The sequence below is a fragment of the Acaryochloris marina MBIC11017 genome (genome assembly GCF_000018105.1).
GTDB classification, from domain to species: Bacteria; Cyanobacteriota; Cyanobacteriia; order Thermosynechococcales; family Thermosynechococcaceae; genus Acaryochloris; species Acaryochloris marina.
Genome location: NC_009925.1, coordinates 1,143,004 through 1,158,331, shown reverse-complemented (window position 1 = coordinate 1,158,331; position 15,328 = coordinate 1,143,004). Strand labels below are relative to the sequence as shown.

At 46.4% G+C, this 15,328-nt stretch carries 12 protein-coding genes; 4 read left to right on the top strand and 8 right to left on the bottom strand.

The genetic code is table 11. The features are described from left to right. Positions 1-64 precede the first annotated feature (64 nt). A complete protein-coding gene (locus AM1_RS37485) occupies positions 65-8,518 on the bottom strand; it encodes a PAS domain S-box protein (RefSeq protein WP_012161771.1) in 8,454 nt (2,817 codons plus the stop codon). A gap of 229 nt (positions 8,519-8,747) precedes the next feature. Between AM1_RS37485 and AM1_RS05250 the strand changes: the two genes are divergently transcribed. Beyond that, positions 8,748-9,674, top strand: a complete 927-nt coding sequence (locus AM1_RS05250) for a phosphoenolpyruvate carboxykinase (ATP) (protein WP_012161770.1) — start codon at positions 8,748-8,750, stop codon at positions 9,672-9,674. Positions 9,675-9,697: 23 nt separating this feature from the next. After that, positions 9,698-9,856, top strand: a complete 159-nt coding sequence (locus tag AM1_RS42035) for a hypothetical protein (protein WP_012161769.1) — start codon at positions 9,698-9,700, stop codon at positions 9,854-9,856. A 210-nt stretch (positions 9,857-10,066) separates the two neighbouring features. Here AM1_RS42035 and AM1_RS05245 read toward each other — a convergent pair whose 3' ends face one another. Beyond that, positions 10,067-10,771, bottom strand: a complete 705-nt coding sequence (locus AM1_RS05245) for a glutathione S-transferase N-terminal domain-containing protein (protein ID WP_012161768.1) — start codon at positions 10,769-10,771, stop codon at positions 10,067-10,069. 90 nt (positions 10,772-10,861) lie between these two features. Then, complete coding sequence (locus tag AM1_RS05240) at positions 10,862-11,161, bottom strand: hypothetical protein (protein WP_012161767.1); 300 nt, start codon at positions 11,159-11,161, stop codon at positions 10,862-10,864. A gap of 192 nt (positions 11,162-11,353) precedes the next feature. Between AM1_RS05240 and AM1_RS05235 the strand changes: the two genes are divergently transcribed. Together AM1_RS05235 and AM1_RS05230 are read left to right on the top strand one after the other, a co-directional pair. Further along, positions 11,354-12,226, top strand: coding sequence for an alpha/beta fold hydrolase (locus AM1_RS05235; protein WP_012161766.1), 873 nt, complete (start codon positions 11,354-11,356; stop codon positions 12,224-12,226). Positions 12,227-12,231: 5 nt separating this feature from the next. Further along, entirely contained in the window at positions 12,232-12,852 is a 621-nt protein-coding gene (locus tag AM1_RS05230) for a class I SAM-dependent methyltransferase (protein WP_012161765.1), read from the top strand. Here AM1_RS05230 and AM1_RS05225 read toward each other — a convergent pair. The 5 genes from AM1_RS05225 to AM1_RS05205 all read right to left on the bottom strand — a co-directional run bounded on the left by AM1_RS05225 (position 12,837) and on the right by AM1_RS05205 (position 15,153). Then, positions 12,837-13,295, bottom strand: a complete 459-nt coding sequence (locus AM1_RS05225; RefSeq protein WP_012161764.1) for a YaiI/YqxD family protein — start codon at positions 13,293-13,295, stop codon at positions 12,837-12,839. The two genes, AM1_RS05230 and AM1_RS05225, sit on opposite strands and share 16 nt — an antisense overlap. A 119-nt stretch (positions 13,296-13,414) precedes the next feature. After that, positions 13,415-13,849, bottom strand: a complete 435-nt coding sequence (locus AM1_RS05220; RefSeq protein ID WP_012161763.1) for a hypothetical protein — start codon at positions 13,847-13,849, stop codon at positions 13,415-13,417. 107 nt (positions 13,850-13,956) lie between these two features. Continuing rightward, entirely contained in the window at positions 13,957-14,400 is a 444-nt protein-coding gene (locus AM1_RS05215; protein ID WP_012161762.1) for an HNH endonuclease, read from the bottom strand. Then, on the bottom strand, positions 14,366-14,734 hold the full coding sequence (locus AM1_RS05210) for a hypothetical protein (protein WP_012161761.1): 369 nt from the start codon (positions 14,732-14,734) through the stop codon (positions 14,366-14,368). The genes AM1_RS05215 and AM1_RS05210 overlap by 35 nt, the downstream gene beginning before the upstream one ends. Before the next feature lie 8 nt (positions 14,735-14,742). Next, positions 14,743-15,153, bottom strand: a complete 411-nt coding sequence (locus tag AM1_RS05205; protein ID WP_012161760.1) for a hypothetical protein — start codon at positions 15,151-15,153, stop codon at positions 14,743-14,745. Positions 15,154-15,328: the final 175 nt, after the last annotated feature.

Here is a 15,328-nt window from a genome sequence, read left to right as displayed (position 1 = left end):
GGAGTTCAAATCTGAAATCAACGCATCCAAGGCGTAGATATGGCGACAAAATAGACTACTTTTTCTATGTGTGGTCCTGATAATTTTCATAAGCATCTTGTAAAAAGGCTTGAATTTTATTCAGTTCAAAGTGGTCAGTCCAATGTGATATTTTATGGCAAAAGAGTTGATATTTTGGGTTGGAAAGTTGAATGTTTAATAATTCATCTTTGATCTCAAATATACTACCTTTATTTGCCATGCCTACTAGTCTTTCTATGGTTTCCTTCGGTGGATAAACCCCGTTTAAATGTGGTGTTTTTTCTCTGGCTGGAGTGTTAAGTATGACTGGAGACGATCTCTCCCCGTCAATATCTGGCAAGACTCGCTGATCCTTTATTAGGCTCAGTTGATCAGCAGTTGAAGCGAATTTTACTGTCGAAGTGACTTCAGATACTATTTCTGATGAAGCAACCTCCATCTGTTGAGGTGCGGGGGTGAGTGCTTCATAGATCCAGTCCAAATTAAGCTGTTCGGAAAAGGCCTGAAATAAGGCTTGGGTATCAATGGGTTTCGCGAGAAATGCATCGCTACCCACTTCTAAAGCTTGTTGTTGGTATACGGGATCAACAGAGGCCGAGGAAACGATGAACTTGAGGGTTTGGAGATCGGCATCAGCGCGAATGTGCCGTAACAACTCAAAACCATCCATCACTGGCATGGATAAATCCGTCAGTACCAGATCCGGGCGATGGTTGAGTTTGTCCAAGGCTTCTAAACCATTATGAGCAACATCTACTTTAAACCCGAGGGGTTCTAGGAGATTGCATAGCATCGCGACATTATTCTCATGGTCGTCAACCACAAGAATTCGCTTGCGCTCACCTTGGTAGCCAATAATCCGATCATGGTTGTTGAGAATAGACTGGCGTTGAACTTTATTCTCGGTGAGAGGGAGGTCCAGCCTAAAGGAGAACTGGCTCCCTATTCCTACCTGGCTTTTTACCTCAATACTGTGGCCCATCAGTTGGACAATCCGTTGACTGATGGCAAGTCCCAAACCAGTCCCTTCCGCTCGCCGATCACGGGCACCAACTTGTTCAAAGGCATCAAAGAGTTTAGAGAGATCCGTCTCAGCAATACCGATCCCCGTATCCATCACCTGAAATAATAGCGAAGCTTCCTGGTTTGAGGTGCTCAACACTTCGACGTTTAGGGTGACCGTTCCATTGTCCGTAAATTTGACGGCGTTGCCTAATAAATTGATTAACACTTGCCGTAGGCATTTTTCATCAACCCTAACCCCTATAGGCAGGTCTTTTGGGGCATAAACAAAATCGATTCCTTTTTGCTGGGCTTTGATTTTGCAAATTTCGACCACACTGTGGAGGACCGCAGGGAGGTAGGTATCAACCGGCACCAGTTCCAATTTGCGCGCTTCAATTTTAGCCAGATCTAGGATGTCGTCAATCAGGCTGAGTAAATGGGAACCACATTGATGGATAACTTTAATGCCATCTCGTTCTTTATCTATTAAGGTTGTGGATCGATTGAGGATTTGAGCATACCCCAGAATGCCGTTGAGGGGGGTGCGCAATTCATGACTCATATTGGCCAGAAATTCGCTTTTCGCTTGGTTGGCACTGTCTGCTTGTTCCTTAGCGATTTGGAGTGCCTGGGTTCTTTCTTCAACTCGTTGCTCTAGGGTATGAGAGTATTCTGCTAGTTGCTGATTGGCTTGTTCTAATTCATCTTCGGTCTGCCGTCGTTGGGTGACATCCACGGCCATTGAAATGACGATCCGCCGACCATCCGGTAAAACCCCTAAGGGAGCTGAACTAAATTGCCAGCGGCATTGATCGCCATTTTTGGTTTGAATGGTGAACTCGCCTTCTTCCCAACGAGACGTCAGGGTATATTTTTTAGCCATCACTTCCTTAAGGACTCTGGCCGCATCTTTCCCATAAGCACGTTCTGCCCAAGCGGCTGTGGAGGGAATCTCTGGGTGAGTATAGCCAGTGAGTTCTGTCCAGGTGGTATTGATTTGGAGAACTTCACCATCTTCGGCATGAAGCATAATGGGGAAAGGGGCATCCTCAATCGCCCGCCGAAACCGTTGTTCACTAAAACGCAGGTTTGCTTCTGCTGCTTTGCGATCGCTAATGTCTAGGGCAACGCCATCCCAGACGGTATCGCCATTATCCAATCGTTCGATGCGAGCGATGAGTTGAATCCAGCACAATCCTTTTTGGGGTAAGAGGAGTCGACACTCAATCGGAGTTGACTGCAAGGTTTCGTGAAATCCCTGAATCTCAGATTGGACAAAGGCAAGGTCATCGGGATGGACCCTCTCCCAGAGCTTGCTCGCATCCTGCAGTGCCACTTCAGGTTCTATTTCAAATATTTCCCGAACCTGAGAACTGATATAGGTCAGCTCATTCTGACCATCAGGGTGGAAGACGTAGCGATAGATCATCCCCGGTACGTTTTCGGTCATGCGTCGAAATTGAGCCTGACTATCTTTCAGGGCCAGTTCCGCAGCTTTGCGATCGCTAATATCTTGAATCATCCCTAGGGAATACTGGGCTTCTCCATTTCCCATTTCCACGAGGGTAACGGTGGTTGATGACCAAATAATGCCACCATCCTGACGGAGATATCGTTCCTCGGTCGTAAAATTACCGATTTTTCCCCTCTGGAGGAGCTGCATCAGCTGATAAGATTCGGATAAATCATCAGGATGGGTGATGTCTGCAACGGTCTTTTGCAATAGTTCAAGGCGACTATAGCCCAGCAAGTCGCACATATAGTTATTAACCCGAGAAATCTTACCCGTTTGATTATTGACTTCAACAATGCCTAAAGCTGCCTGATCGAATGCTGCATTAGCTCGGGCTTCGCTGAGTTGAAGGGCCAGTTCTGTATGTTTGCGATCGCTAATATCAAATATCACACCTTCTAAATGTTGGAGTTGATGGTCGGCATTAAAAATGCCCTTCCCCTTTTCCGTCACCCAGCGAATTGAACCATCTCGGTGGATCACACGATACTCCAGGGAGAAGGGTTGATGGTGAGTCAGTTGTTCATTAATGACTTGATCCACCCATTCCACATCGCCAGGATGGATAATGCTAGCGTAACTGCGATGGCGATTATCGATAAAGTCTGCAACCGGATAACCAGATAAAGCTGTAACTGCATCACTCATAAACTCCATAGTCCAGTGCGCATCGTTTTGGCAACGATACACGACGCCATCTAAATTTGTGAGCAGGTTACGGAATTTACTTTCACTTTGTCGTAGTGCAACCTCTGCAATTTTTCGTTCGCGAATATCTCTGACGATCTTTGATGCTCCAATCACCTTACCTTGGCTGTTCACTAAGGGAGAAATCGTAACTGAAATATCAATCGGATACCCCTGTTTGTGGAGCCGAACAGTTTCAAAGTTCTCAACACTTTTCTTGTTCTTAAGACAAGTAAGAATGTGGGTTTCTTCATGGTGCCGATCGGGTGGAAACAGCATCAGGATAGATTGGCCAATCGCTTCTGCTTCCGAATATCCAAATAAATCTGTGGCAGCCTGATTCCAGCTCGTGATTATACCTTCTAAGTTCTTAGTGACAATCACATCATTAGACGACTCGACCACAGATGCTAGCAAACGAGAGTTGGCCTCAGCAATTTTGCGATCGCTAATATCTCGGCAAATGCAAATGAGTTTGCCATTGTCTAAAAGGAATAAACTTACTTCTTCATCCAGAGAACTGCCATCTTTGCGGATAGCGGTAGCTTCTCCTGACCATCGTCCTGTCTTTGCCAATATTGGAAATGCTATTTCTTGAAAGAGTTGTACTTCTGCTGGGGAGTATAGTTTTTCCCAACTTTGCCCGAGCAGCTCATTCGGTTCATAACCAAAAAGGGTGGTATGGAATTGGTTGAGATAAATAAATTTACCCCCTTCTAATATCGCCATGCCATCCACTGCAGATTCGATGATGGAAGACTTAAGTGCCAGTGATTCGAACAGTCTGGCATTCTCTAAAGAGATAGCCGCTTGAGAACAGAGAAAGTTGAGGACGGTGACGCGATCGCGTGTAAATACCCCCGCCATATTGCGATTCTGTAAATACAACAGGCCCCTAAGATGACTTTGATACAGGATCGGTAAACACAGTAAACTCCGAGGCTGAGACTGTTGGAGAAAGTCATCCAGGATGGGCAAGTCCGTGGCGAGATCATCTACGACCAGAGTTTCTTGGGTATTTTTAACATACTGAATCAGTTGAACCGGTAGATCCAGGTGGTCTGCCAGAGGGGTAGATGTAAGCTGTGTCTGCTCAGGGGTGGCAGAGACTCTGACCAATAAAGCACCATCGGCTTCAGGCAAAAGCAGAGCCAGCCGATCTGCTCCAGAATTTTGCAGCATCATCTGGGTCAGTTTCTCTAGCAGTTCCTCTAGATGCAGACTTTTAGATAGGGTTTGAGCACCCTGGAAGATAGCCGCAAAATCTAGCGCTGTATTGAGGTTGGCATGAGGCGCAGCGGTTGGGCCAGATGAGTGAATTGATAGCTTAGGACCCGTAAAACCAGTTAAAGTCTCCAGGGGATTCAGAGAGGGTGCCGACTGCTGGAGGATAGGCCGGAGTAAATCGGGATATCGTTGTTCAAGAGCATCGATTTTTGCTTTGGCTCCCCAACGGGCATAGCACGAATAAGCTTCCTGCAAATAAGTTGCAGCGATTTTCGTCTTGCCCCATTCCCCATAAAATTTAGCGGCCAATTCATTAGCAAGCGCTTCTTCCTGGGTAAATTGGTTCTCCCGAGCCCCAGCAATCGCCTGGTCATAGTAGTCCATTGCCTGCTGGTATTGCCCTAGACATCGCAACTGTTCAGCTTCTACCAGAGACCATTTATGAGCAGCATTCATCGGCCCATATTTAGCCCACACCTGTAATTCGCTGTGGTGCTTTTGAATGCGTTTATTCAGTGGTTTACTGTGTTGCTCAGAAGCAGTGGTGAGCAGAGTTAGTGCGCTGTAGAAGTGAAATAGACAAGTATAGAACTGTCCAGTGACGGCTTTAATCTTCTCTTGGCAACGATCAACCATGACCATCGCCTGCTCGAATTCTCCAAACAAATAACAGAGAATGAGTTTCTCAACATTTAGACCTGTAATACCAACAATATAGGCAGATTGGCGACATTCCTCAGTGAACTGCTCATCGTTAAAATGTGAGCCTTTGAAATCTAAGGGGTGGGATGTAGCACCTAACAAATTGAGGGCACATTGCCCCGTGCGGTTATTGAAGTTGGAAGGAACTTCCTGTTTGAGGGATGCAATAATATCGCGATTTTTAACAACGCGCCGATCCACCTCTTCTAGATTTGCGCCTGCATAGTAGAGGGTTAACCCCTCCATCATCAGGTGCCAAGCTGCATATTCGAAATTTCCTGAATTAACGCCTATTTCGTATCCCTGATGGTGAATCGCTTCTAACTGCCGGATTGGGGTGTGGCGATGCTGAATACCGACCAAACAGCTAAACCATACTGAGCATTTTTGATAATCACTCTGAAATTGATCAATAATCGCTTCCGCTGCTTTGCCATATTGAATCCCTCTAGGGATACGGTTGAAAACTGCCGTCAGCAAAACCCCCAGGATGGTATAGCCTGTGCAGGAATACTGGCTGTTCCCGTAGCGATAGGACAGTTCCACTAATTTCGCACCCACCACTACATAGAGGTTGGGATAGGTTAGGTATGAAACTGAAACCAATGTGTTAAGGAAGCCCAGAATATGTTCTATTTTGCGATCGCACAGGTGAGGTAAGTTTTCTAGAGAGGCCGGATCCCTAAACCTTAACTGAGCCTCAGTCTTTAAAACACTCAGCCCAGCTTGGATTTCGCTCACATTTTGATTTAAGTCAACCCCTAGCTTTCTTAGTACTTCAATACAAAGATCAACTGCACCTAGCAGATCACCTAGGGCAATTAGGTTAGCTACCTCAGTCTTCTGGACGGCACAACTATCTAAAGAATGGGTGGCATGGTCTAAGACCGTTTTGACATATAGGTTGAAGTTCGGGTTAGCCGTTAATTGGGCTGTTTCCGCTGCAATATTGTAAAGTGCTAACGCCCACTCATACTGTTGCTCCCAGGGGTTGTTAGCCAAGAAATCAATGCCCTGCAAGCTATAGTCTAAGGCACTCTGAAATGCTGTATTTTGTCGGGCTTTTTGCCCAGCCCATAGATTCATCTGCGCCAGCTGCTGGCGTTCTTGGGGATCATCAATGATTGACGCCGCCACATTAAACTGATTAACAATGTTCAGGAGCTCAGAGGATCCTTGAATATCCGGTGTATCGTTGAGCAGCAAACGCCCAATGGAAAGGTGAGTTTGTAGCTTTTCTGTCGTATCAATGAGTGCGTAAGCTGCTTGCTGGACTCGATCATGCAAGAAGCGATAGGTGACAGTGCCGTCAATCCCATTCAGTTCTGAACAAGATGCTGTGTGGCTATGGCAGCTTGAGTGAAAGAACTTATAGGTTTGCGTCGCGGGAATGACCAGCCCGGCCTGTAAAGCTGCCCAAATGGAGATGGCAGCCTCCGTTGGATCTTCGTCGCAGGCAGTTGCTAAGGTATGTAAGTCAAATTGAGTACCAATACAGGCAGCGACTTGGAGGACTGTTTGAGTCCCTAGGGGCAGCTTTTGTAATTGTTGAACCATAAAGGTCACAACATCATCGGTCAGGCTAAGAAGCTCAATTTGGCTCAGATCGCACTGCCAGCAGCCTTGCTTAAAGTCAAACTGGATTAACTGATCCTGATGTAGAGATTGTAAAAACTGAGTCGCGAAGAAAGGGTTACCCTGGGTCTTTTGAAACACGAGGTGAGCTAAGGGTTCAGCCACCACCACAGCACATTTCAGACTCTCAGCGACCAGCCGTTTGATATCACCAGGGGCTAAGGGCGCTAGGGTTAATGAGGTAACGGCAACAGACTGAGTGCTGAGGGTATCTAAGGTATGGATGAGAGAATGACCCGCCGTTACCTCATTATCTCGATAGGCTCCAATAACAAGCAGATATCCATGACTCTCCATCAACACTTGTAACAGCTTTAGAGAAGCTAGGTCTGCCCATTGCAAGTCATCCAGAAACAACACCAGCGGATGGTCTGGGGTGGTAAAGGCCTGAATGAAGTTACTCAAGACTAGGTTGAAGCGATTTTGGGCAGCACTGCCTTCTAATTCAGAGACGGTAGGTTGTGTCCCAATTAAAGTTTCCAACTCAGGAATAACATCGATGAGTAATTGGCCATTATTACCCACAACCTTGAGAATTCGAGTTCGCCACTGTGCCAGAACGAAGTCAGATTCCCCCAGCAATTGCTTCACTAAACTGCGGAGGGCCTCAACAAAGGCAGCGAAAGGAGTGCTGCGCTTGAACTGGTCGAATTTTCCTTTAATGAAATAGCCGTTTTTCTGAGTGATGGGCTTGTGGACTTCATTCACCACTGCCGTTTTGCCAATCCCTGAGAAACCAGCGACCAGCATTAACTCTGCACGACCGTGAGCCACCCGGTCAAATGCATCGAGCAAGGCCTGAACTTCTGCTTCCCTGCCATAGAGTTTGTCAGGTATCAAGAATCGATCGCACACATCTCTCTGCCCGACCTCAAACGGCTCAATCCTGTCCTGTTCCGATAGTCGAGTTAGGCACTGTTCCAGGTCATACTTCAATCCCAAGGCACTTTGGTAGCGATCTTCAGCATTTTTTGCTAGAAGCTTGGCCACAATGCTAGCCACAACTTCTGGTATCCCAAACTGAGTTAGAGAAGGGGGCACCTGAGCAATATGACAGTGGAGCCAAGCCATCGGTTCATCCGCTTGAAACGGTAGCTGTGCTGCAAACAGTTCAAAGAGCGTTATGCCTAAACCATAAAAGTCACTTCTAAAATCAATCCCCCGGTTCATACGCCCCGTTTGCTCTGGGGCCATATAAGCCAAGGTCCCTTCTAAGGCATTAGGATTTTTGAGTTCTTGAGTCTCTTTGGGTAAGAGGGAAGCAATCCCAAAGTCAATCAGCTTAACCTGAAGCGTTTGAGGATGGATCAGAATATTGGCGGGCTTGATATCTTTGTGTAAGACACGCTGTTGACCGAGGTAATGAAGTACGTCTGCCAATTGCAGGGCAATATTTAACCCATCTTTGAGAGAAACAGAAGACTGTAAGAATTGTGAAAGGGGAATCCCCTGGATATCTTCCATCACCAGGGCGTAGGTCTGATCGTAGGACTCTAGACCATAGGTCGTGATAATCCCAGGATGATCTAAGTTTTGACTGATAGTGAATTGATTCCGAAAAGCAAGGTGATCTGAAAACCTTAAGATCACTTGAGGAGGCGTGGTTTTGATGACTACAGGTTGCTGATCAGTGACCCGTAAGGCCCGATAGACCTGCGTCTTCTGTCCCTCATGCAGCATTTCAAGGGGAGTATATCCGCTCAAACGAGCACTTGGAGTCAGGCGCATGTCAGAAAGATCCATTTTTCCCACAAGGTCCATTACTTTTGAGAATGCCCAGAAAGGTGTATTTTCAACCCTAATTCCTGACGCGAGTTAGATTATTATTTGGAGCCAATCAATTTCCCAACCCATTTCTGACCTGTTTCGGCCCCCTGTCAAAGCATCGCTCTAAAACTCTCCACTTTCTCCAAGCACGAGAGGCGAGCATCTATCCCTTTGTGCCCTCACTCTCGATATGCATTTTTATCAACTTTATGGTCTGATTTTTCAATCAACCTTTTCTATTCCAGACTTACCAGAATTATTGCCTACAGACCAGAAGCCAGATGCCACGATTCAGTTGGTGAAGGATGGCTGTATCCATGACTTTATCCCCCTAGGGGTTGCCCAACAGCCCATTGCGATCCAAATTGATCCAACGGATGCCTTAGTTTATCTACGGGGTATCGGTGTTTTTATTGTTCAAGGGGGGTGCAAGATAGTCCTCGTTTGTACCCAAGGTGCAGAACAAGAATCCATCTGTCAGGCTTTATTAGGAGTTGTACTGGCCGTGCTGCTTCATCAACGAGGACTCTATATATTGCATGCGAGTGCAGTCGCTACTCACAACATCGCCATTGCCTTTCTAGGAGACTCGGGGGCGGGTAAATCATCCGCTTTGGCTGCATCGGTAGATCAGGGATGGATCGGTATCACGGATGATTTAACAGCCGTTCATGTCAATACAGATAACGTCTCGCTCTATTCGGGCGTCCCCAAGATGAAGCTGTCTGCAGCCGCCGCCACTCAGCTCCAGTTGGTCTCCTCAATGTCGACGGCTGAAGAATCTGCTTTCGCATTTTTGACAGCCAACTCCTCCAAAGCCTATAACCTTCAGAATTTGTACATTTTGGAATATGGAGCAGACTGGTCTATAGAAACCGTGCCCCAGCAGCAAGCCATTATTGAACTACTCAGGTTTTCTGGTTTAAAGTCCGTGTTGCCGGTTCGAGACCGCCGCCATTTTAAGCAAGCGGCTCAACTGGTAAAGCATGTAAATCTGTATAGACTAAGGCGTCCACGGGACTTAAACCAGCTTTCGAAATTAGCTGAATTCTTAAAAGACCATATAAAGAGTACCTATTCTGGGAAATATTCGCTAAGGTGTGAAGTGGTAAAATAGAGTTCCGTCGCGGAATAACTGAAATGAGCATGAAAAAAGCCTGGACTTCCCCTAAATTAGAGATTCATGGAGCGATTGAAGAATTAACTCAAGTCAGTATGGATGACTTGCAGAAGATGGGACCCTACACACTTCCCGACCAAGCTTATGATCTATTGGCTAGCCTAGGCGGTCTGAACTAAGCGTCACCATTGGCCTTCTGAATTAATAGATTAATTTAGATCCCTAGCATTTTCTTTGTTAAGAATTCTGGCCTCATTAAATCACGCTTATTCCCGCTTCAAAGCGATTAAGACTCTAAATAACCTTATGTATCTCCTGGTTCTGTACTCGACCGGGGGGTTTGTTTTGTCTGCTAGCCTGGCCCAAATCATTGCCTTGCCTCTATCACCTCAAACTTGCGACGATTGAGTTTTTGCCGTTTGGCCAAATAAGACTTTTCTCTTTTCGGCGGTCAATTGGGCTGATTGGCTGATCTGCTTGCCTTTTTCATAAGCGGTGACGGTAGCAGGTCTCTGTTCAATCTGCTGAAACCAGCGGTTAATCTCTGGAAAGTCCTCTAACTGTTGACCTTGCCATTTGTAGGGCGCAATCCATGGATAACAGGCCATGTCGGCAATGGAGTAGTCACCCGCAATAAAGTCTTTCCCTTGGAGATGCTGATTTAAAACGCCATATAATCGATTCGTTTCATTCACATATCGGGTAATGGCATAGGGCAGCTTTTCTGGTGCATATTGAGAAAAGTGATGGTTTTGCCCAGCCATTGGCCCTAATCCCCCTACTTGCCAAAATAGCCATTCCTGAACAATATTGCGTTGCCGTATATCGTTCGGCAGGAATTTTCTGGTTTTTTCTGCTAAGTACAACAAGATAGCGCCAGATTCAAAGACTGAAACAGGTTCACCGCCATCCGCAGGGGCTTGGTCAATGATGGCAGGAATCCGATTATTGGGAGAGATTTTGAGAAAATCTGTCTGAAACTGATCCCCAGCCCCAATGTTGATGGGCTTAATCTCGTATTCTAGCCCGGCTTCCTCTAGGAATAGGGTTATTTTATGTCCGTTGGGAGTGGGCCAATAATATAGCTCAATCATGGTGAAAATAGGTAGAACAGTGGCGAGGGGAGTGAGGGATATAGCCTGCTCTTTTCAAGATCAGGGCAGTGATGATGTACAGATGCTAACTTATTCTTCTGGCGAAAAAAGAGCAGTCGCGGCCAGGATCAATAATCCTGCTGCAGCCACAAATGGGCCAAGCAGCTTCACCCAAAAAAAGGTTTGTTTAACGCTATAGGCAAATAAATAAATTCGTAAATTGGTAAAGGTATTGGGCACAACCGAAATTTTGGCAATGTCACCCCGCAGGATCTCAGATTGTTTAAAGACGATGTGGTGGCCGATGGGTGTTTTACTCCAGAGGAAATAAGCGAGTACCCCTAAGATTAAAGATAAGAAAACCGTGATGGGTGCTTTGCCTTGATCCATTCCTGGGTGAAATTAGGTGTCTATCCATGCGGGCATTTATACCCCCTACTTATGATAGTCATTATCACTAATCCAGATGGCAGGAATAGGCATCAGCCTGGAACTTTGAATTTATGGAAGGATGCCTCATAATCGCAATATTGGTCCTTCAAAAACACGATAACCCTAGATAAGCTGAATCTTCTTAAAGCTATGGCTGACAATGAGCTAGGATCCGCTTTTCAACATGATTACATCACCACTAACCAGGTGCGGTTACATTATGTGACCCAGGGGGAAGGGCCATTGATGCTGATGCTACATGGCTTCCCAGAATTTTGGTATTCTTGGCAACATCAAATTCCTGTTTTTGCCCAGGACTATAAAGTTGTGGCCTTGGATATGCGAGGGTACAACGATAGTGAAAAGCCCCAGGATGTCAGTGCCTATCGCATGGCAGAGCTGATTAAGGATGTGCAGGGGGTGATTCAAGGGCTGGGCTATGACCAGTGCATCTTGGTCGCTCATGATTGGGGTGGTGCGATCGCATGGCAATTCGCCTATGCTCACCCAGAGATGCTGCACAAACTGATCATTATGAACTTGCCCCATCCCGCTAAGTTCCAAGAAGCGCTTATCAGTAATCCCCGGCAAATGTTGCGGAGCTGGTATATCGGCTTTTTCCAAGTGCCGATGTTGCCGGAGCTGATGTTTCAGGCTAATGACTACCGTGCGATCTCATCTATGTTTTCAGAACGGGCGACTAATAAAAATGCCTTTAGCCCTGCCGATTTAGAAGCATATAAAAACGCTGTGGCCAAGCGAGGTGCCCTCACTGCCATGATCAACTACTATCGCAGTAACCTTGATATGCTCTTGAAGCCCAAAGATTGGGGAGTCTTGGACGTTCCTACCCTGCTGCTATGGGGAGAAGATGACTTTGCCCTGGGTAAGGAACTGACCTACGGCACCCAAGACTATGTTCGCGATCTTGAATTGCACTATCTCAGCGAGTGTAGCCACTGGATCCAGCAAGAACAGCCCGAGCTGGTCAACCAATATATGCGAACCTTTTTGATGAGTTGAGCCGAGTGGAATCCCACGAAAATATCACTATTGCTGAATATCAGGCTACCGCCAACAGTTTCCGGGAAGGCACCTGGGACCATGATGTTTCCCAGAACCGACAGGCGTTAGTGAAATGGATACCCCACAATCCGGGTCGTATCTTAGATTTAGGCTGCGGCCCCGGTCGCGATCTCTTAGCGTTCAAATCACAAGGGCATGAAGCGATTGGTTTAGATGCCACTCCCGCTTTTGTGGAAATGGCTCAACAAACGGGTTGTGAAGTCTGGCAGCAAACTTTTCTGGATCTAGATCTGCCTGATGGCTTCTTTGACGGGATTTTTGCTAATGCATCTCTGTTGCACGTCCCCCAAGCCTCAATGGAGTCGGTCCTCAAAAACTTGTGGCAATCCTTGGTGGTTGAAGGGGTTATTGTCCTATCTATGGCCCGAGGCAATCAAGAAGGCTTTGTTAATCGCCCTTCTGGTCAGCGGTTTGTCTCCTATTGGCAATATGAAACTCTTGCCCCTTTGGTGCAAGCCGCTGGATTCACCGTAGTGGATCATTACTACCGCCCTCCGGGACTTCCCCAAGATCAGCAGTCCTGGGTGGTGATTGTAGCGGTTAAACCTCAGGCGGGTGGCTGATGGTGTTTGGCTAAAAATCGATCGAGTTGATTGGCAAACAGTTGTCGATCCCGTTGATTTAATGCCGGTGGTCCGCCCGTGACCAGTCCCCCTTCCCGCATCTCTTCCATAAAGTTACGCATGGAGAGTCGTTCTCGCATGTTGTTTTGCGTATACAGCTCACCTCGGGGGTTCAGGGCATGGCCTAATTTTTCAATCACAGCCGCGGCCAGGGGAATGTCAGCTGTGATCACTAAATCGCCAGCCTGCAGATGTTCCACAATATGGTTGTCAGCGCCATCAAAGCCCGCAGGGACTTGAACCGCATCAATATAATCGGATGCAGGGGGATTGATATATTGATTTGCGACTAAAGTGAGGTGAATTTTGACTCGCCTTGCAGCTCGATACAGAATTTCTTTGATTGCATTCGGGCAGGCATCGGCATCAACCCAAATTTTCATAATTTCTTTCCCGTTCTATTTCTGATGTGGCCTTTGCTATCAGAGGGTATAGTTCCAAATGATATGAACCTCAGAGTCAATTCACATAGGCTGGCTAAACCTTAAGCACGGGGATGGCATTAGTCAACATGAATCTCAACAACCTCGACTCCAGCTTCAATCATTTTTTCAACGACTCTATTCGCGAGGTTGTCATCCTCGATAATGAGCACACAATTATCTTTTGAGATAGGTAGATAACCCCCAACCTGTTTGCTCTCTAGGTCTACATTTAATCCAATCGCACTGGCTTGCTCAAACAATCTTCTAGACTCTATATTGCCGTATTTCTCTTGAGTCCGATAGATCGAATGACCTTTCAGATGGTTATAAATTGTGGTTATTTTTAAAGATTTTAGTTCTGGAACTATTTTATGTAATTTAATAAATTCTAGCTTCGATGGCCCTGTCTTCCCAAAGTAGAAGATCAGATGCCATTCGACGTGATCGATATGTTGTAAGAACCAGCCCGTTTCACTACCATCCCAAAGATATTTAAACTCCTCAATACTCATTTTCAGTATTTCAAACGATGCATGATACGGTTCGGCTACTCAGAAAACTATCGGGTTGTCTAATATATCCCGTTATTACCTAATCAGTCTGGGTTCAGCGTTAAAAATTACTGCAACGTATTTGGTGCCAGTAATTCAGCCAGTTTAGCTTCCCCATGAATTTGCATAATGGCATAATCCAGAGACTGTTGGCGAAACGGATGCAGTTGGTGTCGCCATAGGGTAAAGGGTAGAGTGCCTTTTTGAGTATTGCACCTCCAACACATCACCAGCATATTCTCTTGGCACAGGGTTTTACTGATATGGTTGCGCTTCGGTTCCAGATGGTCGATGGTGCTATTGGAGACCGCCAATCCTCGCTGGCAGACAGGACAGATATCTCCCAGTTTCTGGAGTTGTTGCTCAATCAGTTGACGGGCTTCCGGCGTTTGTCGCCAATCCTGGTACTGCTCGCGGTATTGAGAATAGACTCGATTCACCGCTGCATGGGCCCGCAGCTTTGCCCCTTGCATTTGGTTAAAGAGTTGCAGGCAAGTTTCCATCCGGGTCATCGCTACTGTCCTTGGCTTCAAATTCATAAATATTGTTGACGAGTTCGGTGTGCTGCCAATACTGAGAGCGTTTGTGAACTTGCTTGACCGTTGATTTGATGGCCGTTGCAGCCTGTTGCATGCGGGCAAAGTTAGACAGGATTTTGGCTTCAACCTGACCAGAAGTAACCTGAATTTTCTGGGTAATCCAGGTGTATAAATCAATCACTTGCTGCCAGCCTCGGTTGAGGAGTCCCTGCTGTTTGCGCTCTGTATTGAGTTGATGCTGAGTGAGCAAGGTCCGATTATAGGTTTGCAGGTCCCGATAGGGCATGTTGTCGTGGGTACGCGCCATATCCCCTCCTAATCCAGTTGGGCTAAAAGCGTTCTCACCAGTCGCAGGATTTCGCTCCGTTCTAAATCAAGGAAATTTCTGAGGAGTTCTTTGAAATACTGCTGATATTTTTCGAGCTGTTGTTCCACATAGTTGAGCTGATTTAAGGCGTAATCTCGCTCATTCTCAATGCGATATTTAACCAAGCCATAGCTGCGATTATTTTTGGCAAAGTGGCTACGCTGCTTGATCAACGATCGAATCGCATCGGCCAAATCATCTTGTTCTCTGACGGCATAGAGCAATGCTCGGACTTGATCGGCACTCATGCGTTGGGCAAAAGCGATATCGAGTTGATGGATCTTTTTAAGTTCGGCAATGACCGCTTTCTTGGATAGAAGGGTTTCCTGCTGGTCTTGGGGAAAGGAAGAAACGACCATAACGATTGCCAAAACGCCTAGGTCAAGTATACTCATTCATCCCCAGTGAACGTCGGAAATCATGGGTTTCTTTGGGTTTAAGGGCGAGATTTGACTTTAAGAATATTTTTGGGATTAGGAAAATTTCCCCCCAGAAGATAGCGATAGACTGTGAATGCACTCTCCTCTGGTGGCT